The organism is Bacillus sp. CFBP9009 (assembly GCF_036541465.1).
Classification (GTDB): domain Bacteria; phylum Bacillota; class Bacilli; order Bacillales; family DSM-1321; genus Peribacillus.
Map to the genome: position 1 here is coordinate 156,678 of NZ_JAZHFU010000001.1, position 21,700 is coordinate 178,377.

At 39.3% G+C, this 21,700-nt stretch carries 24 protein-coding genes and 1 pseudogene; 19 read left to right on the forward strand and 6 right to left on the reverse strand.

Going from position 1 to position 21,700, the window contains the following annotated elements; translation table 11 throughout:
* The first annotated feature begins 98 nt into the window (after window positions 1–98).
* The 3 genes from V3595_RS00865 to V3595_RS00875 all read left to right on the forward strand — a co-directional run bounded on the left by V3595_RS00865 (window position 99) and on the right by V3595_RS00875 (window position 4,506).
* The gene (locus V3595_RS00865) at window positions 99–419 is read left to right on the forward strand and encodes a MazG nucleotide pyrophosphohydrolase domain-containing protein (protein WP_485905679.1); all 321 of its coding nucleotides are present in this window, start codon (window positions 99–101) and stop codon (window positions 417–419) included.
* A 273-nt stretch (window positions 420–692) separates the two neighbouring features.
* The gene (locus tag V3595_RS00870; protein WP_485904969.1) at window positions 693–1,268 is read left to right on the forward strand and encodes a TetR/AcrR family transcriptional regulator; all 576 of its coding nucleotides are present in this window, start codon (window positions 693–695) and stop codon (window positions 1,266–1,268) included.
* A 70-nt stretch (window positions 1,269–1,338) separates the two neighbouring features.
* On the forward strand, window positions 1,339–4,506 hold the full coding sequence (locus V3595_RS00875) for a bifunctional cytochrome P450/NADPH--P450 reductase (RefSeq protein WP_485904971.1): 3,168 nt from the start codon (window positions 1,339–1,341) through the stop codon (window positions 4,504–4,506).
* Between the two features lie 55 nt (window positions 4,507–4,561).
* On the opposite strand, the gene V3595_RS00880 is transcribed toward V3595_RS00875, so the two are convergent.
* Window positions 4,562–4,876, reverse strand: coding sequence for a hypothetical protein (locus tag V3595_RS00880; protein WP_485904973.1), 315 nt, complete (start codon window positions 4,874–4,876; stop codon window positions 4,562–4,564).
* Window positions 4,877–5,156: 280 nt separating this feature from the next.
* On the opposite strand from V3595_RS00880, the gene V3595_RS00885 reads away from it, so the two are divergent.
* Window positions 5,157–5,606 carry an NUDIX hydrolase gene (locus V3595_RS00885; protein WP_485904974.1) on the forward strand — a complete coding sequence of 150 codons (450 nt, stop codon included), beginning with the start codon at window positions 5,157–5,159 and terminating at the stop codon, window positions 5,604–5,606.
* Between the two features lie 59 nt (window positions 5,607–5,665).
* Here the strand turns inward: V3595_RS00885 and V3595_RS00890 are convergent, their stop codons facing one another.
* The gene (locus V3595_RS00890) at window positions 5,666–7,069 is read right to left on the reverse strand and encodes an NCS1 family transporter (protein WP_485904976.1); all 1,404 of its coding nucleotides are present in this window, start codon (window positions 7,067–7,069) and stop codon (window positions 5,666–5,668) included.
* Window positions 7,070–7,540: 471 nt separating this feature from the next.
* Complete coding sequence (locus V3595_RS00895; protein WP_350300124.1) at window positions 7,541–8,011, reverse strand: hypothetical protein; 471 nt, start codon at window positions 8,009–8,011, stop codon at window positions 7,541–7,543.
* A gap of 341 nt (window positions 8,012–8,352) precedes the next feature.
* Here V3595_RS00895 and V3595_RS00900 point away from each other — a divergent pair.
* A pseudogene (locus V3595_RS00900) lies at window positions 8,353–8,460 on the forward strand (YjcZ family sporulation protein); the annotation flags it as partial.
* Between the two features lie 100 nt (window positions 8,461–8,560).
* On the opposite strand, the gene V3595_RS00905 reads toward V3595_RS00900, so the two are convergent.
* Entirely contained in the window at window positions 8,561–9,949 is a 1,389-nt protein-coding gene (locus tag V3595_RS00905) for an aminotransferase-like domain-containing protein (protein ID WP_485904978.1), read from the reverse strand.
* Window positions 9,950–10,146: 197 nt separating this feature from the next.
* Here V3595_RS00905 and azlC point away from each other — a divergent pair, with 197 nt between their 5' ends.
* From azlC to V3595_RS00930, 5 genes are all read left to right on the forward strand, one after another.
* Window positions 10,147–10,902, forward strand: coding sequence for an azaleucine resistance protein AzlC (gene azlC / locus V3595_RS00910; protein ID WP_485904979.1), 756 nt, complete (start codon window positions 10,147–10,149; stop codon window positions 10,900–10,902).
* The gene (locus tag V3595_RS00915) at window positions 10,899–11,231 is read left to right on the forward strand and encodes a branched-chain amino acid transporter permease (protein WP_485904981.1); all 333 of its coding nucleotides are present in this window, start codon (window positions 10,899–10,901) and stop codon (window positions 11,229–11,231) included. The genes azlC and V3595_RS00915 overlap by 4 nt, the downstream gene beginning before the upstream one ends.
* A gap of 72 nt (window positions 11,232–11,303) precedes the next feature.
* Window positions 11,304–11,822: a PaaI family thioesterase gene (locus V3595_RS00920; RefSeq protein WP_485904983.1), complete on the forward strand. Its 519-nt coding sequence runs from the start codon at window positions 11,304–11,306 to the stop codon at window positions 11,820–11,822.
* A 419-nt stretch (window positions 11,823–12,241) separates the two neighbouring features.
* A complete protein-coding gene (locus V3595_RS00925) occupies window positions 12,242–12,937 on the forward strand; it encodes a cytochrome P460 family protein (protein ID WP_485904985.1) in 696 nt (231 codons plus the stop codon).
* Between the two features lie 60 nt (window positions 12,938–12,997).
* Window positions 12,998–13,741: a DUF4405 domain-containing protein gene (locus V3595_RS00930; RefSeq protein WP_485904987.1), complete on the forward strand. Its 744-nt coding sequence runs from the start codon at window positions 12,998–13,000 to the stop codon at window positions 13,739–13,741.
* Between the two features lie 24 nt (window positions 13,742–13,765).
* On the opposite strand, the gene V3595_RS00935 is transcribed toward V3595_RS00930, so the two are convergent.
* Entirely contained in the window at window positions 13,766–14,668 is a 903-nt protein-coding gene (locus tag V3595_RS00935) for an AraC family transcriptional regulator (protein ID WP_485904989.1), read from the reverse strand.
* 313 nt (window positions 14,669–14,981) lie between these two features.
* On the opposite strand from V3595_RS00935, the gene V3595_RS00940 reads away from it, so the two are divergent.
* The 8 genes from V3595_RS00940 (at window position 14,982) to V3595_RS00975 (ending at window position 20,317) form a co-directional block, all read left to right on the forward strand.
* Window positions 14,982–15,965: an aldo/keto reductase gene (locus tag V3595_RS00940; protein WP_485904991.1), complete on the forward strand. Its 984-nt coding sequence runs from the start codon at window positions 14,982–14,984 to the stop codon at window positions 15,963–15,965.
* A 31-nt stretch (window positions 15,966–15,996) separates the two neighbouring features.
* Entirely contained in the window at window positions 15,997–16,848 is an 852-nt protein-coding gene (locus V3595_RS00945) for an aldo/keto reductase (RefSeq protein WP_485904993.1), read from the forward strand.
* A gap of 76 nt (window positions 16,849–16,924) precedes the next feature.
* Window positions 16,925–17,080 carry a hypothetical protein gene (locus V3595_RS00950; RefSeq protein WP_485904995.1) on the forward strand — a complete coding sequence of 52 codons (156 nt, stop codon included), beginning with the start codon at window positions 16,925–16,927 and terminating at the stop codon, window positions 17,078–17,080.
* Window positions 17,065–17,448 carry a hypothetical protein gene (locus V3595_RS00955; protein ID WP_485904997.1) on the forward strand — a complete coding sequence of 128 codons (384 nt, stop codon included), beginning with the start codon at window positions 17,065–17,067 and terminating at the stop codon, window positions 17,446–17,448. The genes V3595_RS00950 and V3595_RS00955 overlap by 16 nt, the downstream gene beginning before the upstream one ends.
* Window positions 17,449–17,797: 349 nt before the next feature.
* On the forward strand, window positions 17,798–18,205 hold the full coding sequence (locus tag V3595_RS00960) for a YbaN family protein (RefSeq protein WP_485904999.1): 408 nt from the start codon (window positions 17,798–17,800) through the stop codon (window positions 18,203–18,205).
* A 305-nt stretch (window positions 18,206–18,510) separates the two neighbouring features.
* Window positions 18,511–19,218: a DNA alkylation repair protein gene (locus tag V3595_RS00965; protein WP_485905001.1), complete on the forward strand. Its 708-nt coding sequence runs from the start codon at window positions 18,511–18,513 to the stop codon at window positions 19,216–19,218.
* A 273-nt stretch (window positions 19,219–19,491) separates the two neighbouring features.
* Window positions 19,492–19,839: a class I SAM-dependent methyltransferase gene (locus tag V3595_RS00970; protein ID WP_485905002.1), complete on the forward strand. Its 348-nt coding sequence runs from the start codon at window positions 19,492–19,494 to the stop codon at window positions 19,837–19,839.
* Entirely contained in the window at window positions 19,814–20,317 is a 504-nt protein-coding gene (locus tag V3595_RS00975; protein ID WP_485905004.1) for a hypothetical protein, read from the forward strand. The genes V3595_RS00970 and V3595_RS00975 overlap by 26 nt, the downstream gene beginning before the upstream one ends.
* A gap of 340 nt (window positions 20,318–20,657) precedes the next feature.
* Here the strand turns inward: V3595_RS00975 and V3595_RS00980 are convergent, their stop codons facing one another.
* A complete protein-coding gene (locus tag V3595_RS00980) occupies window positions 20,658–20,873 on the reverse strand; it encodes a hypothetical protein (protein WP_101223304.1) in 216 nt (71 codons plus the stop codon).
* A 382-nt stretch (window positions 20,874–21,255) separates the two neighbouring features.
* On the opposite strand from V3595_RS00980, the gene V3595_RS00985 reads away from it, so the two are divergent.
* Window positions 21,256–21,699: a MarR family winged helix-turn-helix transcriptional regulator gene (locus V3595_RS00985; protein WP_485905006.1), complete on the forward strand. Its 444-nt coding sequence runs from the start codon at window positions 21,256–21,258 to the stop codon at window positions 21,697–21,699.
* The last annotated feature ends 1 nt before the right edge of the window (window position 21,700 follow it).

The window sequence follows — 21,700 nt, forward strand, 5'->3', positions numbered from 1 at the left end:
AATATCACATCTCCCATTTAGTAATCTTCCTTTCTTATCATACAAAATTATAGGGGATTTGTTAAACTTGAATGATAAAAAAGGAGGGGTGGATGGATATGAACGTCACTGAATTTCAACAATGGGTAAAAGATTATTATGAAGCAAGGGGATGGTTAGAATTGGACATTTTCATTCGCATTGGCTTTTTGGCAGAAGAAACTGGCGAGGTTGCACGAGCCATTCGCTCCCTTGAGATTGGCAGGGATAGACCTGATGAAGTTATTGGTTCGTTTGAAGAGAACATACAGGAGCTAACCGAAGAATTGGGAGATGTGTTAGGAAACTTAATTGTGATTGCTAACAAATACAATTTCCCCTTGGAGGAAGTGTTCAATGCCCATAAAAAGAAACTATCTGAACGCTATAATCATGCATAAGTTCTTTTGATTTAATTGGTGAACATGAAAATCATCCTGGTTTAAACTTGAAGAGCTGTCAATCAGCTCTTTTTCTTATGGGTCAAACGATAGTTGTTAGTTCCATTTAATTCCTCAAAAAGAAATCCTTTCAGCCTTTTATCCCCCGCTATTAACAAAGAATTCACAAAATATGGGTAGTATGCGCGATTGAGATTGGGTTTTATTGGGTTTACACTTACATTAACAGGAATGAACATTCATTCCGCATCTTTTAAAAAGGGGTGAATCATTTTGATCACGGCAGTAAATAAACGAGACAGTATAGTAACCAGCGCTTTAGTGCTTTTCGCAGAACGGGGATATGATGCGACGACGATCCCGATGATTGCTGCATCGGCAGGAGTTGGAGCGGGTACCATTTATCGTTATTTCGAGAATAAGGAAGTGCTGGGCAACAAGATTTTTCAAGAGTACTTGGATATTTTCACTGAAACGGTCAAGAATGGATTTCCTCATGATGATTCTATTCGCAATCAGTTTCATCATATTTTTAAATCGATGGTTCACTATACAACCGAGCAGGACCAAGCTCTTTATTTTATTAAAATCCATAATGGAGCCCATTTTTTAAATGAAGATAGTCATGCTAGCTTTCAAGGGCTATTGAATATATTTAAAAATTTCTTTGATTCAGGAAAAGAGAAAAAAGAAATTAAGGAGCTTCCTTCTTCAGCTTTGATTGCCATCATTTACGGAGCATTTCTTGAGCTTGAGCGTCTTGTTCGCATCGGGGAATTAGAACCTGACGCAAAACTTTTGGAGGATGTGGAAGAAAGCTTTTGGGATGCAGTGCGATTGCACGCTTGAGACACTTTTAATATAAACGGAATGAACGTTCATTCCGCTTTCTAAACTATTGTAAAGAGGTGCTAATAAAATGGAAAACACAACTCAGTTTCCGCAGCCAAAGACATATGGCCCCCTAGGCAGCCTGCCTATCATTGATAAGGATAAGCCACTTCAATCTTTCATGAAGCTCGCACGAGAACTTGGGCCGGTTTTTCAGTTCCAATTTCCGGGTCGAATCACTACATTCGTATCCAGTGCTTCCCTCGCTAAAGAAATTTGTGATGAAACAAGGTTCGATAAGAAAGTCGGTCCAGCCCTGCAAAAAGTGAGAGCGTTTGGAGGCGATGGCCTTTTCACAAGTGAAACGACGGAGCCGAATTGGAAAAAGGCCCATAACATCCTGCTGCCCAGCTTTAGCCAGCAAGCAATGAAGGGCTATCATGCTAAAATGGTGGATCTTGCTACCCAACTCATTCAAAAATGGGCTCGCTTGAATCCGGCTGATGAGATAGATGTTCCTGAAGATATGACACGATTGACCTTGGATACGATTGGACTCTGCGGGTTCAATTACCGCTTTAACAGTTTTTATCGGGAGACCACCCATCCTTTTGTCACCAGTATGGTGCGTGCGCTGGATGAAGCGATGAGCCAAACACAGCGGCTTGGCATCCAAGATAAACTGATGATCAAATCTAAAAAACAATTCAGGGAAGACATTCAATATATGTTCTCTCTAGTGGATGAATTGATTGCTGACCGAAAACAAAATGGTGATCAGGGAGAAGATGACCTTCTTTCCCATATGTTGAAAGGGGTCGATCCTGAAACGGGCGTATCACTGGATGATGAAAATATTCGTTTTCAAATCATTACCTTTTTAATAGCTGGGCATGAAACGACGAGCGGTCTCCTATCGTTCGCCATCTATTTCCTCATGAATAACAGAGACAAGTTAAAAAAAGCGCAGCAGGAAGTCGATGAAGTGCTTGGTGACGATGTTCCTGATTACAAACAAGTGAAAAATCTGAAATATGTCCGGATGGTGCTGAATGAAACGCTTCGTCTGTGGCCGACAGCTCCGGCGTTTTCCGTTTATGCGAAAGAAGATACCATGCTGGACGGAAAATACAATGTGAAGAAAGGTGATGTGTTCTCGCTGCTCATTCCCGAGCTTCACCGTGATCCATCTGTTTGGGGTGATGACGTTGAATCGTTCATTCCTGAGCGGTTCGAGTATTTGGAGTCCATCCCTTATCATGCTTATAAACCGTTTGGAAACGGGCAGCGCGCCTGTATCGGACAGCAGTTTGCCCTTCATGAAGCGACACTGGTGCTTGGTATGGTTTTACAGCACTTTGACTTGATTGATCATGAAGATTATCAATTAGATGTTAAAGAAACTTTGACTCTTAAACCGGACGGATTGACCATGCGCGTTTCACCGAGGAAGCCGGCGATGTCGTTTACCGTTGCTTCTCCAGAACCAAAGTCTGCGGAAAAAGGAGCTACTGCATCTCCAATCGAATCAGCACATGGCACACCATTACTCGTCCTGTTTGGGTCAAACATGGGAACAGCGGAAGGGATTGCTCGTGACCTTGCCGAAACAGGGAAGCGACAAGGCTTCAATGCCGAGGTTGCCCCTTTAAATGATTACACCGATCGGCTTCCCCAAGAAGGAGCTGTACTCATAGTCTCGGCATCTTATAATGGAAATCCCCCTGATAATGCAGGTGACTTCGTTTCATGGCTGAAGGAAAGCCAGGGTGACACATTGGATGGTGTTCACTATGCGATCTTCGGCTGCGGGGACCGCAATTGGGCTAATACGTACCAACGCATTCCAATCTTCATTGATGAGCAGCTGGAACAAAAAGGAGCAGTGCGGCTGTCAGAAACAGGCTATGGAGATGCAAGCGACGACTTTGAAGGGGATTACGAGAAATGGACAGAAACCCTTTGGCCGAATCTTGCCGAGACCCTGAACATTGAAGTGAATAGGAATGATCGGGTAGTCAGCTCGATTACGATGAACTTCGTAAGCGATGTGAGCGGCACGCCATTAGCCCGCACCCATCATGCTTTTACATCCATTGTAAAAAGGAATTTTGAATTACAACATGTAGATAGCGGAAGAAGTACACGGCATATAGAATTGACTCTGCCAGAGGGAATACAATATCAGGAAGGCGATCATCTCGGGGTTCTTCCACAAAATTCATCGGAACTAGTTGAGCGAGTGCTCAGTCGATTTAACCTAAATGGCCAAGATTACGTGAATCTGACTGGGGATTCCGGAAAAGCTGCCCATCTTCCTACAGGAAAACCGGTAAAACTCGAGGAGTTACTATCAAACTATGTGGAGTTCCAAGAGCCCGCCACCCGGTCTCAAATAAGGGCGCTTTCCACTCATACGGTATGTCCTCCACATGTAAAAGAACTTGAAGAACTTCTTTTGGACAGTACCTATAAACAAGAAATCCTGAACAAGCGCATAACCATGCTTGACCTAATAGAAAAGTATCTTGCATGTGAAATCCCGTTTGAACGTTTCCTGGCTTTACTGCCACCTTTAAAAGCAAGATACTACTCTATCTCAAGCTCACCACTCCACAACGAAGGAGAAGCAAGCATCACCGTAAGCGTCGTCCGTGGAGAAGCTTTGAGCGGCAACGGGGAATACAAAGGAATTGCATCGAATTATTTGGCAGAACGCTCCCAAGGGGACAAAATAGCCTGCTTTATCAATACGCCGCAATCCAACTTCCAGCTTCCAAAGCAAACAGGAAAACCAATCATCATGATTGGCCCTGGAACAGGAATTGCACCATTCAGGGGATTCATACAGTCACGTCGCGCTTTGAAAGAAAAAGGTGAAACGCTAGGGACTGCCCACCTTTACTTTGGTTGCCGCAATCCGGAACACGATTTCCTCTATCAAGAAGAACTCGTCCAAGCCGAACAAGAGGGCCTTGTAACACTGCACACCGCATACTCCAGATGTCCCGGGCAAGAAAAAACATATGTCCAGAACCGATTAGCGGAAAACGCCCATGACATCCTTCCTTTATTAAAAGAAGGAGGACACCTATACATCTGCGGAGACGGAAGCAAAATGGCGCCCGATGTTGAACGAACCTTAATTGACAGCTATATGCATATCTATCAAACACAGAGAGAAGAAGCCACAGAATGGCTGCAATCATTAGAGGAGAATGGCAGATATGCGAAAGATGTTTGGGCAGGAGCATAAATAAGAAGAGCAGCGATCCTTAAAGGAATCGCTGCTTTCTTATGAAAATAGGAACTCACGAGTAAATAGTGCAAATTCGCGAGTAAATAGCGTAAACCCACGAGTAAAGTGCGAATTCACGAGTAAAACAGCAAAACTCACGAGTAAATAGTGCGAATTCACGAGTAAATAGTGCAAATTCGCGAGTAAATAGCTTAAACTCACGAGTAAAGTGCGAATTCACGAGTAAATAGTGCAAATTCACGAGTTTATCGCCCAAACTCTCGATTATATCGCTCAAATTCACGTGTTTATCGCCCAAACTCTCGATTATATCGCTCAAATTAACGTGTTTATCGCCCAAACTCTCGTATATATCAATCAAACTCACAAATATATCGCTCAATCTCACGAGTGAAGTAATTATTTTGCGCTAATAGAAGAATTGGAACTAATGGGGAGGGCATTCATACATTGACAGAGAGCGTTTACGGATTCTTTATTCATTGTTAGAATTTGAGAATGTGTTAATACTTTGGAGGCAGTAGAAGTGAGGAATGCTTGGTCAAGATCTTTCCTATATAAATGGTTTAAGTATTTTTTAGCTTCACTCTCATTAACCAGCCTAGTCATGATGTGGCATTAACTAACAATAAAGGGGTTCTTAATAAATGTTTAAGTATACAGTCTGTTTTGTAAAGAAGAATAATGAACTTCTCATGCTTAACCGGGAGAAAGCTCCAATTATGGGTGTTTGGAACGGGGTGGGGGGCAAAATCGAGAAAGGTGAAACACCTGATATTGGTGCACAGCGTGAGGTATTTGAGGAAACTGGGATAGAGGTGGAGACCTTTTTTTCTAAAGGAACGGTAACCTGGGAGACTCCAGAAGGTGAATTGGATGGAATATATGTATATTTGTTTATGGCTGATAGGGATTTAATATATGAAACACCGAAAAAAACGCGGGAAGGCATTCTTGATTGGAAATCCATTGATTGGATACTTCATCCACTTAATCTCGGAATTGCTGAGATGGTCGCACAGTACTTGCCGGTTTTATTGAAAAAAGAAGGAAACTATACATTCACTTACAAAAATGGTCAAATGTATAATTCCTGATACCAATCTTACTTAAAAAAGGGATACTGCCATTTTGAGTAGTATCCCTTTTCAATAAGTTAAAACTCATTCTCGAATATCGTACCCTTTTTGAATCTTGAATCCTTAAAGGCAAACTTCATCAGAATAATATAGGCAATGCCTGCCACAACAACGCCGATGATCCAGGCAAGCTCAACTTTTATAAAGGCGGCGCCGGCGCCGATAAGCATGGCGAGCAGCGCGCATGGATTATATCCTGCAAATGGCCCGTCCTCTCTGTACAAATCGGCAACATTCATTTTTTGCTTTCTTAATATATAATATTCGACTAATAAAATCGAAACGATCGGACCTAAAAATGCGGAATAAATCAGAATGAACAAACCGAGGCCCTTCGCCGAAGAATCCTGTACAAGCACCCAAGGGAATGAGCAAAAGGCAAGAATTCCGGTTATGATAACGGCAACCTTATATTTCAACTTTGTAAGCAAAGTAATGACATATGTTGGCGGAATAATATTGGCGACCATATTTACCGCAATCGCACCTATAACGATAAATACAGAAACGCCTACTGTGATATAAGGATTATCCACCACAATTGCAAACGCCTTAACTGGATTGGAAATGCCGGTAGCGGAAGCAAGCATTACACCGATTGTCAGTACGAAGCCGTATGCTAGTAAAATGGGCGAAAAATACAAAAACCCTCGTTTTGCATCACTGATGCCAGACTTAAGCTCTCTTGAATAGTCTCCTGCGCTTAAAAAGATAGCCGCATAATTTCCTAAAAACATCATGATGAAAGCAAAGAACGGCAAGCCCCATGAGCCTTCAGCGTGCACCCATTTTTCCGCGATGACCTCGCTATGTGATGTAAGAAGAATACCAAATACATAAACTAGCGCTAGCATGATAACGATGGATGCAAGCATTTCCACCCATTTGATGGCATGGAAGCCATACAGTGAAAGCACAATTTGCACCAATTGAATCGCGACAAAGCAAATGACGGCATTATCAAAAGCGCCACCCGTAATGACTTTCACGATTTCATTTAAAGCGGTACCGCCGATCCAACTTTGAAAACCGTACCAGATGATGGCCGGAATCCCACGCAAAAGTGATGATATGATGGAGCCTTTCATCCCGAAGGACATTCTGAGCTGAACAACATAGGGAATACCCGTCCTGTATCCAATCCTATCATTTAAAGCGAAAATCACGGAAATGATAGCGATGGCAATGGCAGCTGCAGCAAATGTCTGAATTATATTCAACGTTGCGGTTCCCGCTACGACCAAGCTGGCCCCAAGTGTCATATTCCCTAAATTGACGCCGTCTCCAATCCACATGAATGTATAGGATATCGGGCCAACCGTCCTATCTTTTTTTGATCTCGGCTTCAGAGATTCATCCAAATCCGCAGCATGGCGGAACTCCGCCTCTTCTAAAGCATGACTTTCTAGATATGTAGACAATTTACACTCAACTCCCATTCATATTGTTATATGATATGACTATAGATGTGATAAAAACTAACACGAGAAAAGTATACAGGTTTCGTATTTAGAAATCATTAGAAGAAGTGTGAAATTTCAGATATTATTTTGTGCTTTTTAACTAAAAGAATAAAGTGAATTCTTGTAATTAACTGGGGGTATATGAGTCCTGCTGTCTCGTGATTTGTTTGCAGTAAGTAACTGAGGCAGCCTTTTTATGGGAAAAACGGGGCAGGATAGTTAAGGGCTAGAAATGAAACCCCCATCTAAAACAGGAAGGGGGTATATGTGTTTGAAGTTTTAAAGTTATTTATAGCGGGTGGTGACAGATTCGCTGGTACTACGTAAAAACCGAACTTTTTACAGTTCGGTCAAGCAAAGGTGGGGGATATATCCTTTGGAATCTATATTGTTTGGCTAGTTTGATTATTTTTGTAGAATCATAATATATTAATAATTCTGCTGTTCACTTCCAACAGGAAATGAAACGCCCATAGATCGTAAAGCTTCTTTTGCTTGATTTAAATAGGATTCTGCTTGTTCTTGCCATTTGATAATCACTTTAATAAAGGCTATATATTCAGGTCTTGCATTTTCCTCCATTATTTTTAATCCTTCACTTACTTTTTTATCTTGGGTTTCAGCGTTTATTATACAAGCTGTCATTGTTTCTATAATGGTTTGCTGTTGCTCACCATTTTTTAGCCTTTGGGCTGATCCCACTGCGGTTACACGGTGATATGAAGCAGGGATTAGATGGTTATGCATCTCGCGACTTCCTTTTAAATCTTTGGTTTCTGGTATATGGAAAAGCTCACTACTCATAGCACATACCATTTCTTCAGCATATAAACTTTGATGTAACATATATAAAATAGGTTCCCAGTTGTTTACTCGATAATAATAATCATTCGGATACAAAAAAACATCTCCTCTTTCAGTACATTTTATAGTTATCATTTAGGATCGAAATTAATGAAATTGTATTATCCATCATATGTTTATTAATTTTGTCCAGTTCAAATAATATTGCAAAGGTTAAACATGGATAACTTATTCCTAAATGTCAACTGAATATGTACCTTTACCGCCTCTAGTCAAGATGTCCCAGTAACTCAGTAGATTATTTATGAGAAAATACATATAAGTCCAACATTTTATCCTCTGAACAGAGATGGAGACTATTGGTGTCATTTTCCTGATTAGAGCATAAGATGATATTACCCATTTATTCCTCCTTAAAAAAAAGGAGATGTTTCTATATGTCAGGTTGTGAACATGATTTTGACCGCGGTTTTGGATTTGGTGGAGGTTTCGCCTTTATAGTCGTTTTGTTTATACTCTTAATCATTGTTGGGTGTAGTTGTTTTTAAGGCGGGAAAGGGCGGCTTCTGCTAAAAAAGTATAAAAAAGCCTGACCCTATTTGGTCAGGCTTTTTATATTTAATCTAAATATCATCAATTTTTGAATCAGTTGAGATACTGTTTTAATATTTCTAACCCTATTTTTAACTCATCGAATGAGTTTGTTGAAGATAGTGCAATACGCAAATACATATCAGGGGTGGTCTGTCCGCTTTGAAAACGATTGGAATGAAAAACTCGAATACCGCGCCTTTTTAAATCCGTTTCCAGCTGTAACGCATCGTTATGTCCTTTAATTGGAAGCCAACGATAAAGACTGAGAGGATGTCCGACATCCTTTCTTAAAGGAAAATATTCCGAATAAATATCATTTGCAGTCTGTGCAAGCTGTTTCTTTTGAGAAACAATTTCATGAGCCTTTCCTGATAGGATTAGCTGTGTGATAACCTCTGCATCAAAAGAAGAGGTCTTTACATTAATGTTGAAAATGGCCTGGGCAATTTTCTCGCGTAACGCATCTCCATAGACCATATAGGCAACTCTTAATCCAGAACATATTGACTTAGAGGTGCCGCAAATATAAACGCTCTGTTCTGGAAGCAAATGGAACATCGGCTGCCGGTAGTCGGAGATAATGCCTGCCGTCAGAAATGCATGAATATCATCCTCAATCAAAATTAAACAATGCTTTCGGATGACCGCAGCTATTTCTTGCTTTCGAATATCTGACATCATGATTGTGGTTGGATTGTTGCAAGAGGGCATCAGGAAAATGCCGTCAATATTTGTTTGACAACACTGCTTTTCAAGTTCATCTGGCAGCATTCCAAACTGGTCTCCGAGAATGGGCACTAACTTAATATGAAACATCTTTGCCAGCTCGATAAAGTTTGAATATGTGTATAAGTCGGTTGCAATTCTATTACCAGGCTCAAACAAAGCAGCCAAGGCTATGGCCAATGCATTTTGGGCACCGGAAACGATTGCTATATGCTCTTGATCCGCGTGAATGCCGAAAGATTCCATCCAGTTTAGAGCTGCTGTTTTTTGATGTGGAATACCAGTCGGATCGTTGTAATTCAGCAGCTGCTCCAAATAACTTTTGTTCACAGTTTTTTGTAAAGTTTCTGAAACAATATCATTGGTTTGCTCAAAAGATGCCACAAAACCAAGATCAATGCTGTTTGCCGTTTTATCCGCGGAAATGGTTATGGAACGAGTGGCATTAGGAGCCACAAAGGTTCCGCTTCCCGTAACGGCATATATCAATCCCTTTACTTCGCATATTTTGTAGGAACGGGTAATCGTGGTGAAGTTTAAGTCTAGAAAATCTGCCAATTCTCGTTGCGGGGGTAACTTGGTTCCAGGTGCTAAAAAACCATTTGTTATATCTTGTTCAAGTAATGATGCAAGAGATTTATAAAAAGGACGCTTTAATGCTTTCTTATCAGGTTTCCAAGACATTGGATAATTGTCAAATGAATTTACGGGCATAGTTCACCTCTACTATCTTATTCCATACAATCATATCACTCTTTGTATGGAATTCTAATGATGAAACGGTATGATTTGAGTTGGCTTTAAATGAATATAAGGTGATTAGCCTATCAGACCCCCCATTTTTATGAAATGTGGGAATTTTATTTTAATTGTAATCCATACAATTAACTTGTTTTTTGTACGGATTTTGTATGTTAAGTTTAAATAAATTTAGCTATCAGGATGTGATTTATATGAAAAAACGAACTCAAATGCTAACTGCATTTCGTGCGGCTTTTCCGTACACAGTGCCCATTTTGGCAGGCTTTTTATTTTTAGGCATCGCTTATGGAATCTTTATGAATTCATTAGGGTTCAGTGCGATTTACCCGATATTGATGAGTCTAACAATATTTGCAGGATCGATGGAGTTTATTGCAGCCAATTTATTGCTTGTCGCGTTCAATCCGATTAACGCCCTTTTTCTAACCTTAATGGTGAATGCACGGCATTTGTTTTATGGCATATCCATGCTTGATAAATATAGGGGGACCGGGAAGAAAAAGCTGTATCTGATTTTTGGGCTTTGCGATGAGTCTTTTTCCATCAATTGTACCGTTGATGTTCCGAAGGATGTGGATAAGGGCTGGTTTATGTTCTTCGTGACACTGCTCAATCATTGCTATTGGGTGATAGGATCAGCGATTGGCGGCATTTTTGGCTCACTTGTCAAATTCAATACAGAAGGACTCGATTTTGTTATGACGGCTCTCTTTGTAGTGATTTTCATTGAACAATGGATGAAAGAGAAAAAACATCATAGTGCTCTCGCTGGGCTTGGGCTGTCAGCTGTCTGCCTTATTATTTTTGGCGGAAGCAATTTCATTATCCCTGCTATGTTTGCCATTTTGGGGGTACTTACCTTACTTAGAAAGCCGTTAGAGAAAGTTGAGGTGAGAACCATATGACAATGACTTTAACGCAGCAAATCATTACAATCGCGATGGTTGTTTTAGGTACAATGCTTACAAGATTTCTTCCCTTCATCGTTTTCCCATCAGGTAAACCCACACCGAAGTATGTACAGTATCTCGGTAAAATGCTGCCATCTGCAGTAATTGGGCTTTTGGTCATTTATTGTTTAAAGGATGTGAGCTTACAATCCGGAAGTTACGGCATCCCTGAATTTATTGGGGTGGGTGTAGTTGCCCTGCTTCACTTTTGGAAGAAAATAATGCTCCTCTCCATAGCGGGGGGAACGATTGTCTACATGATGCTGGTTCAATTGGTTTTTTAAATTGATAATAATCAGCACATCCAATTCACGTCACAATACCGATATCAATGGTATTGGAAGGGGCAGGTAATAGTGAAGAAGAAAATTGATGAATATCAAATTTATGAAAAACACTATGAACAAATTCATGAGCAAGTGAAAAACGATCCGTATGCTCAGTCGTTAGGCATTCAGTTAACAAAATTCGAGGCAGGTACTGCAGAAGCAACGTTAGAAGTGCAAAGCACTATGGTAAATGCATATGGAACTGTTCATGGGGCAGTTATTTATGCTGTAGCAGATCATGCTTTTTCGGTAGCCTGTAATGCCTATGGAAAAACATCATTAGGACTCTCGACAACAATCCAGTTTATTGAATCAGCTAAACCCGGAGACAAGATAGTAGCCCGTGCAACGGAAGTCAAACGAAACTATCGGACAGGATTTTATCGGATAGACGTCTTGCATGAGCAAAACCTGATCGCAACATGGAGGCAGTGTCGTACCGTAAGGATCATTATTTTATTGAACTTGATGATGAACAAGATTAATCAGTTTAATAGTTTACGAGCAGAGCTGTCATTAAGACAGCTTTTTCTTATGGATATATAGGGCAGGATAGTTTAAATCCATTTCTTCGCAAACTCAACTTTAACTGAATACCTCTTAGTAAAATACAAATGTTGATACCCACTTGTTCCCTCATTTTGGTTATTAAAAGGAAATATTAATCAATCCGCTTTCCAGCACTGATATAAAATCGATTTCGATTTAGATAGAAACGTAAGAGGATTAGGCATTGATTTAAGAGAAATAGGACAGCGGCCGCTTTTTAATCTGTAGGATAATGAGGATACCTCTACATTTATACATTACTTTTATAGTGTTTATGAGGCTAATGCCATATTGAATTCAAATTACAAATTCACTGTAAATAAGCTGAAGTGATTGTACTTGATAGGGATGTTCAGGTTGGAACGAATACGAGTTTTGTATAGAAATAATTCGGAAAGAAACTTGGAGGAAAACAGATGAAGAAACTATTATTTATGTCCCTGGCTTTGGTCATGTCCAACACTCTTTCAGCATGCAACAGCAATAATGACAGTAATGGGATTTCCCAACAGGAACAACAATCAGAATCCAATCGTGAATTGGTTGAATTCCCTGAGAACTACGATAAGGGTGTAAACTATACCACTGTCAATCGTGGAAATGTAAGGGAGGAACTCTACATGAGCAGGGAAGCGATCGAAGCGGTGCAGAACGGTCAGTCAATCCCTGACGGCACAATAATCACACTCGAAATCTATAGGGATGAAGATCTTGATGAAATCTTCGTAATGGAAAAGCGCGCTGGCTGGGCTGATGGGAACCCATCTGAGATGCGTAATGGAGATTGGCTATACCAGGAATTCAATGGAGACAAGTCGGTGGATTACAAGGAAGAAATCGGTCGCTGCTTTACTTGTCACGCGAACCAGGAACGGGATGACTTCGTGAACACGATGGATGAAATGAAAAGTTTTGGAGAGTTTACAGGATCAAAGGAGGGCAATACAGAATCCCAGATCGCAGGTATCCCCACCGAACACTGGGAGGTAAAAGCGGCAGATGATCTGGAGGGCTCTCAGGATATATTGCATGGAAACAGATTAATGGAAGAAGAAGAATCCGGAATTATCCAGAAGGTTCTTTTGATGGTTCATTATAATAAAGAGACATAGGGAGTTAGCTTCGACGGAAAACCGACCTAGATAAATAAAAATTAGAAAGAGGAGAACTTCTTGAATCGAAATATGTTAATCCGGCTGGTCATTGACCTTTCAATGACAGTTCTGATGTTAGTTGCAATGGCTTACCAGATTACTGGAAATGCAATACATGAACTGGTAGGAGTATTATTGTGTTTATTGTTTATTACCCACAATATTTTAAATCGACGATGGTATAAGACGATCTTTAAGGGAAAGCACAATGTACGACGTATTCTGAGCGTAGTGGTCAATCTACTTTTTCTTGTATCTATGACTGTAGTGATGATAAGTTCTGTGCCCATATCTCGTGACATAATACCTTTTATTTCGATAAACAATGACACGGTTCTATTGCAGATACATGTTATGACTTCATATTGGGGATTTATCTTCATGGCTGTGCATATAGGAATGTCCTGGGCAACCATTATCAATTCAGTACGAAAGATGACTGGAATTACTGGCACAAGCCGTATCCGCACCATTGCATTTCGTGTTATAGCGGTGTTGATTGTTGTTTATGGGGTTCAGGCTTCTTTTGAGAGGGAGATGCTTAATAAGTTAACCATATATAATCCGTTTGGTTGGGAATTTTATGATTCCTCCATGGGGTTTTTACTAGATCATCTAGCTATCATGGGAATATATATCAGTGGGACTCATTATGTTCTGAAATTTGTTCAGAAGCAGGATAAAACTAGGCTTGATACAACAGGTTTTAAAGAGAGGAATATTGAAAAAAATAAAAATTTCCAGAATAAAAAAGTGCATTAATCCATAATAGATTAATGCACTTTTTTATTCATATGTTGCCTTCAGGCGGTTAATATCTTCTTTTGGCGGTAAACCAAACAAGCGGGAATATTCACGGCTGAATTGGGATGGGCTTTCGTAGCCTACGCGGAATGCTGCTTCAGTGGCATCTGTTGACTCGGATAATAATAGGCGCCGGGCTTCCTGTAGCCTCAGTTGTTTTTGGAACTGAATGGGGCTCATTGCTGTTACCTCTTTAAAGTGCCTATGTAGCGATGAAACGCTCATATTTGCAATTTCCGCAAGGTCTTCAATCCGAAATGACTGGTCATAATTATTCATTATATGGTCAACAACGTCGCCGATTTGATAGGTGGAACTTCCTTCTATCGCAATTTGGCCCAGAGTAACTCCATGCTGCCCTTGTAAAACCCTATAGATGATTTCCTTCGTGATAAGAGGTGCGAGTACCGGTATATCATTTGGATTGTCTAGCAAACGAGCTAATCTGGTTACCGCGTCCAACAGAGATATCTCTATTTGGCATACATACATGCCTCTTTTAGCATGTTCTTTCTGGTTAACAGCAAGTTGAGAATCCTGTAATACCTCCAGGATTTGATTTGGTGTGAATTCGAGTTTAAGTGCCAAATATGGATTTTCGGAAGAGGCTTCTGTGACTATTCCGGTAATTGGCAAGTTAACAGAGGCAATGAGGTAATCGGCTGGACCGTATACATAGCGATCCTGTGCCAGTAATACCTCCTTCATACCTTGAACGATAATGCATAAGGAAGGCTTGGAAACTCCGTAATTCGGACCGGTAACAGTAGAGTAACGAGAGTAAAATAAAGAAGGAATAGCAGTCGAATGAGTCCCGTCCTTGTCTGTGTGACTCTCAATGAGTTGGGTGAGCTCAGTCCGCTGTTTATAGATTTGTTCAGACATAAAGACCTCCTTGTTTCCTTATTCTTTCTAGTTCCATTCTAATACATATCGCTCTGGAGTTTAAGTGTTGTGAAAGGATTAGGCAATGATTTGGCAGGAATAGTATAAGGGTTTCTTATTTATTTATTGCATAATAAGGGAGTAGATGAAGGAGTTGAAACGCACCATGACTAACTCTTATCAGTTTATTAGTTCGAACATCTCAATTACACAATGAGATTTACTTACTGCCACCAATGTGCTTAACACCACATCGGTTGCGGATAAAATATAACGGCAAAGTGACAATCAAAAAAGAGGAGGGAATATAGTAATGCAAAAACGTAAATTAGGAAAAAGTGACTTAGAAGTTTCTTCTATCGGACTTGGATGCATGGGCATGAGCCATGGTTACGGTCCTGCTTCGGACAAGAAGTTGATGATTTCGCTGATTCATGAGGCAATTGACCGAGGTGTTACTTTTTTCGATACTGCCGAAGTATATGGTCCATCTGTAAATGAAGAGTTGTTAGGAGAAGCGCTTGCTCCTTTCAAGGGAAAAGTGGTTATCGCGACTAAATTTGGTATCCAAATGGTAAATGGCAAGCAGGTGCTTGACAGTAAGCCGGAGCGTATTAGGCAATCAATCGAGGGCTCGCTTAAACGGCTTAAGGTTGACACCATTGATCTTTACTATCAGCATCGGGTGGACCCAAGTGTTCCGATTGAGGAGGTTGCCGGAGTAATACAAGACCTAATCAAGGAAGGTAAGATTAAGCATTGGGGACTTTCTGAAGCAGGGGTGGAAACGATTCGTCGTGCACACTCGGTTTATCCACTCACTGCCATTCAAAGTGAATACTCAATGATGTGGAGAAGTCCTGAAGAAGAACTACTGCCTACCCTTGAAGAGCTTGGAATTGGATTTGTTCCTTTCAGTCCGTTGGGTAAGGGATTCCTTACTGGGAAAATTAATAAGGATGCAACGTTTGGCAGTTCCGATTTCCGCAGTGTTGTTCCTCGCTTCAAACCTGAGAATATCGAAGCAAATCAGGTATTGGTCGAACTGATAAAGAAGATTGCTGTAGGAAAAGATGCAACGCCCGCTCAAATCGCTCTATCATGGGTACTTGCTCAGAAGCAATGGATTGTTCCGATTCCCGGTACGCGGAAATTGGAGCGCCTCGAAGAAAATCTTGGGGCAGCAGATGTTGAACTGACCCATAAGGAATTAAATGATTTGAACAAAGCGCTCTCGAAAATCGAGATTTCGGGAGATCGCTATCCGGCAGAATACGCAAATAGAGTAGGGAAATAACAGATATTTATTGAGAACAGGAGGATTTCATATGCAAAAAGTAATTTTGAACAATGGTGTTGAGATGCCGATACTAGGTTTTGGGGTTTTTCAAATACAAGATGAAAATGAATGTGAACAAAGCGTTTATGACGCTATTATGGCAGGCTATCGTCTTATCGATACCGCTGCGTCTTATCTAAATGAAGAAGCAGTCGGCAGAGCAATAAAGCGGAGTGGTGTGCCACGAGAGGAATTGTTTATTACTACAAAACTCTGGGTTCAGGATGCTGGTTATGAGAGCACAAAGAACGCATTCGCAAAATCGCTGAAAAGGCTACAATTGGATTATTTGGATTTGTATCTAATCCATCAGCCATTTGGGGACGTATATGGTTCTTGGCGTGCAATGGAGGAATTGAACCGTGAGGGGAAAATTAGGGCAATTGGAGTTAGTAACTTTCAGATGGACCGTCTAGTGGATTTGATTATCCACAATGAAGTAATTCCTGCAGTAAACCAGGTTGAAACTCATGTTTTTAACCAACAAATAGAAAGTGCGAAATTTATGCAAGAAAACAATGTTCAGATAGAGTCGTGGGGTCCATTTGCTGAAGGAAAAAATGACATGTTCCAGAACGAAATATTAGTGTCCATAGCCGAAAAGTATAATAAATCTGTGGCACAGGTGATTTTACGATGGTTGACACAAAGAGGAGTCGTTGCGATTCCAAAGTCTGTTCGTAAGGAAAGAATCATCGAAAACTTCAAAATCTTTGACTTCGAATTGGACCAAGAAGATATGGAGAAGATTGCTGCGTTAGATGCGAAAAAGAGCTTGTTCTTTTCTCATAGTGATCCTGAAATTGTGAAATGGATCAGTACCCGTAAACTTGATATTTAACGCTCTCTTCCAAAATGAAGCGAAGAAATAGTCGATTTCCTTTTAGGAATATCGGCATTTCTTCGTTATAAAGATTATGATAGGGATTGTAGAAAAATGGAATGGGATTTATATACAAAAAGGTTTACTGATGAAGATAATCAATACCTCTATTAATATCACATTTACGAAAGAAATGAGTAATGTTGTTGATCTATCGGGTGCGTTAGCTGAAGATTGGAGCTGTCTATAAGACAGCTTTTTCTTATTGAGGTAAAGGAGCAGGGAAATCCGATAACTTTATTTGGAAACTATGTTAAGATTGGGGTATTAATGTTTGAAAGGCGTTGGAATATGAGTCAAGTCAATTCAAAAACAAAGATATACTTTTGGCTATCTGTTACGCTTTTACTCTGTGGAATTATTTCTTGGATTCCTTATTTGGTCTTTAAAATTGAAGAATCTTACGGGATGCTAACATTTGTTCTTAACCCAATTGGAGTAATATTAGGTTCTTTTTCAAACAATAGATTAATAGCCTTTAGCAATTTATTTATGGTCTTTAGTTTTATTCCTGTTATGATATTTGTATATCTAACAAAAGGGTACATTCCTATGTGATTGTTAGGGGGGGGGGGTTGACACTCCATCAAACGTTATATAGAAGTAATAGGTGCAAGAGCGGTAAATCAGAACTGTCATCTAGACAGGTTTTGTTATGTAATAATGACACTCCTTCTAAAAAACAATAAATAAAAAGTTATTGTGTAGCAGTTCGAAAGAATTGTGGTAATAAATAGGATGATAATTGTTCAACTAACAGGTGCTTAACTTCACTAAGGAAGGTTGCTGCGGCATCCTGTTTCATATGAAACTAACGGGGTCAGGTTAGTTCAAAAAGAAAAAGGGAAGATACTAATCAATTAGACTTCCTCTTTACGTTATAAGGGAATAGAATATAAATAAAAAGGTGATTACAATTAAAAAAGTAAAAAGTATCCTATTTTTTCTTCTTGGGTCCATATCTCTTTTGATTGGTATTGCAGGGACTGTGTTACCAGTTCTGCCGGGCGGTCCGTTTTACTTATTTGCTGCTTTTTGCTTTGCTAAAAGTTCCAAGTCGATTGAAAACTGGTTCAAAAGCACTTCATTATATGAAAAATACGTTGAAGCATTCCTGCAAAAAAAAGGTATGACACGAAAAGAGAAAATCAGAATCAATTTAATTGCCGATTTCTTCATCGTAATTTCTGTATTTTATGTGGACATCCTATTAGTGAAAATCTTATTGGTAGTGCTCGCCCTCTACAAACATTATTATTTCATAAAAAAAATTAAGACAATTGACCGAAACAGTACGGAAAAAAGAGCTTTTTGAACCTTCAAATAATGGAGTTGCTTCGGCAGCTCTTTTTTTAATGGAGCTAAAGGGGCAGTATAGTTAAATAAGAACAAAGGGTAAATCCCATTTCTAAGCGTTGTAAGCAACTGTAACAGAAGGGATTGTTTCTTACCATCAGTTCGCGAATAAAGTGCCAACATGCATTAAGTGGGTTCCTGCATAACATCATGTGCTTAAACTCTAGTTTTGCTGACAAGTTGTAGTTTGTTATAGGATAATGGTGATATATTTGATGGGCAAAATATTAGGGAAAAACTCCATAATGAAGGAAGTGCTAAACGATGAATTTAGAAATGGTTATGCAGGAGCTTGAAGCCCTTGGCAAGGAACGAACTAAAAAAATGTACATATCCAATGGTGCGCATGAGCCGCTTTTTGGTGTGGCTACAGGCGCTATGAAACCAATTGCAAAGAAAATAAAAATAAATCAGCGTTTAGCTGAAGAGCTTTATTCGACAGGGAACTATGATGCAATGTACTTTGCAGGCATTATTGCAGACCCAAAGGCTATGACTGAGTCAGATTATGATCGTTGGATGGATGCTGCGTATTTTTATATGCTGTCCGATTTTGTAGTCGCTGTAACTTTATCAGAGTCAGATATTGCACAAGAGGTTTCTGATAAATGGATTGCAAGCGGTGAAGAGCTGAGAATGTCAGCGGGCTGGAGTTGCTACTGTTGGCTTTTAGGGAATCGACTAGACGTTGAATTTTCAGAGAGCAAGATTTCCAATATGCTTGACCTTTTGAAAAATAAGATTCACGATTCGCCAGAACGAACGAAATCCGCTATGAATAATTTTCTATACACCGTGGGGATTTCATATTTGCCGCTCCATGAAAAGGCGGTCGAGACCGCAAAGGCAATAGGAATAGTAGAAGTCAAACGGGACAAGAAAAAAAGCAGCTTTCTAAATGCTTACGAAAGTATTCAAAAAGAAGTCGATAAAGGAAAGCTTGGTTTTAAACGCAAGCATGTAAGATGTTAAAATTAGCCTCGCAAAATTGAAGTGTAATTATAAAGATACTGTACTTGAGCAATTATGTATGTGTAAAGCACTTATATTTAAACATTGATTATGGTATTGAATATAGAGAATTAGATATTGTCGGTTCAGTTTATTCTTCACGATGATTTTGATTGATTACATGAAAATAACCTCTTCAACTAACGTGTGCTTTACTTCAATAAGGGAGTTGCTTTAGCAGCTCTTTTTCATTGTTGATGAACCAATACACAATAAATGTGGGGTGAATTATACTTGAAGTCATTTCAACTGAACGAAAAAACAAGATCTTTTTTATCGGAATATCAATTATTTGAAGATGATTTGATACAACAAGTTCAGTTGCAGCACCGTTTGGAATTAGTAGCAGCATTTGGGATTCAAAAAGGAATGCGTGTATTAGAAATAGGTTGTGGTCAAGGGGATACAACCGTTGCATTAGCAGACGCAGTAGGGGAAAGCGGATGTGTTGTCGCAATAGATATTGCTAGTCCCGATTACGGAGCACCGTTAACATTAGGTCAAGCAACAGAACGTATTAAGAAATCTTCATTAGGAGAACGTATTATCTTCCATTTTGAAATGGATTTTGTTTTTTTTTGAATCACCTATACCATTTGATGTGGCGGTTTTATCCCACTGTTCATGGTATTTCAAGCAACCCGAAGATTTATTGAATTACTTTAAAAAAATTCGTAAATTGGCAGAACATATATGTTTTGCAGAATGGGACCTCGATTTTACCTGCATTTCTCAACGTCCCCATTTTTGTGCAGTTTCCATTCTGGCATTGTATTCAAACTTCGTAAAGAATGAGGGAAATATCCAAAACTTGTTTCATAAAACACAAATTCACCAGCTACTCCAGCAAGCAAATTTTGAAGTGGTAAAACAACTTACAGTCGATGCAACATTATTACAAGACGGTCAATGGGAAAAAAGTTATGCAAATAGTATCCGTGCAGAATTTATTAAAGTTCCTTACGTGATACAAACGTTGATAACTGGTTATTATGAACCGATGAACACTTCGAATGGTAAGGAGAATTCATTAAATAGTTTCATTGTTTGTGCAAAGTAATGAGTTCCTCATTTGAAGATATGCTTTTTGGTACTTCAACAAACGAGTTAAAGATCCAGGGCTGCCGACTTGGTTGCTTTTTTGCTTAAACTGAAAAAGGAGAAAAAACATCAAATTTGATTAATTCAACTAAAAGGTACTATAGCTTTAATGAGCTGTGACGGTCACAATCAGCTCGTATTCTTATGCAACGAACGGTTGCGAAGTTCATTTAGGCTCACTAAAAATAATCAAATTGAATAAAGAAAATCCATTTTTTTTAAAATGGATTTTTTTATTTACGCTAATATCGGGGTTAAAGAGGACATTTTGATTAATCATTATTTCAAAGCTACAGCAGTTAAAACATTTCATTAACTTCCCATGATTCGACTATTTGATGCGCCAACCTTGGATCATATCCTTTACCCATCAGATAGGCAATAGCTGCAATTTCCATCATTGCATGAGGGACAGATGTTTTTTGAGCTTCGTTTAAACCATACTGTACCCAAGGGCCAACCTGTGACAATGTCTCTTGTTTGAGCTGGTGTGGGTTAGTGTAAGAAGGATACACAATATTACATCCTTTCAAAAAATATAGTTAAATATCACAATCCTATCTTATGCACCTTAACTCATCCCGTGTTCGATAATTTCTAATTTTATAGATAAAAGTTATGGGTCAAAGGATGTCCTTCTTCAACAATGGAGGGAGGGGAGTTTAAGTGGGAAATTGTACAAGTGTTCCTAATTAAAGTATTGTAACTTCCTCGAGAAGAAACAATCAACCTAAAAGAATGTAAACTAAATCAGGTTCAAGCTAAAAGTGAAATTTTTGAAATTGGTCAAACTAGGGGTATCGATTGATCCTTCAAAGATTTATAGAAAACGTTGACAAAGTCCACTAATCACAATAAAGTATTAGTGGATAAAGTCCACTAAAAAGGAAGTCTATAATGAATATAAATAAAAATACCATTGCAGATATCCGGCAATTCAATAGATTTTATACGAATATACTTGGTGTGTTGGATAAGCATATTTTGGATACCGGATATTCTTTCACTGAGGCACGGGTAATTTTAGAAATCGGTTTGATGGAGCAGTGTATAGCAAACAATTTAGTTGATAAACTGGAAATTGATCGCAGCTATATGAGCAGAATAATTAATAAGTTAAGAAAAGATGGACTGGTTATGAAGGAAAACTCGAACTTGGACAACAGAACTAGTCTAATTCGGTTGACTCCTGAAGGGTTGACTCTTTTTGACCAGCTTAATGAAAGATCTGATGAACAATTAGTGAGGTTATTCCAAGGATTATCACAAAACGAAATAAAAGAAATCCATGCTTCTATGATGTTCATTCAGAAGAAATTGGATAGTTTGGGGAGATTATAGG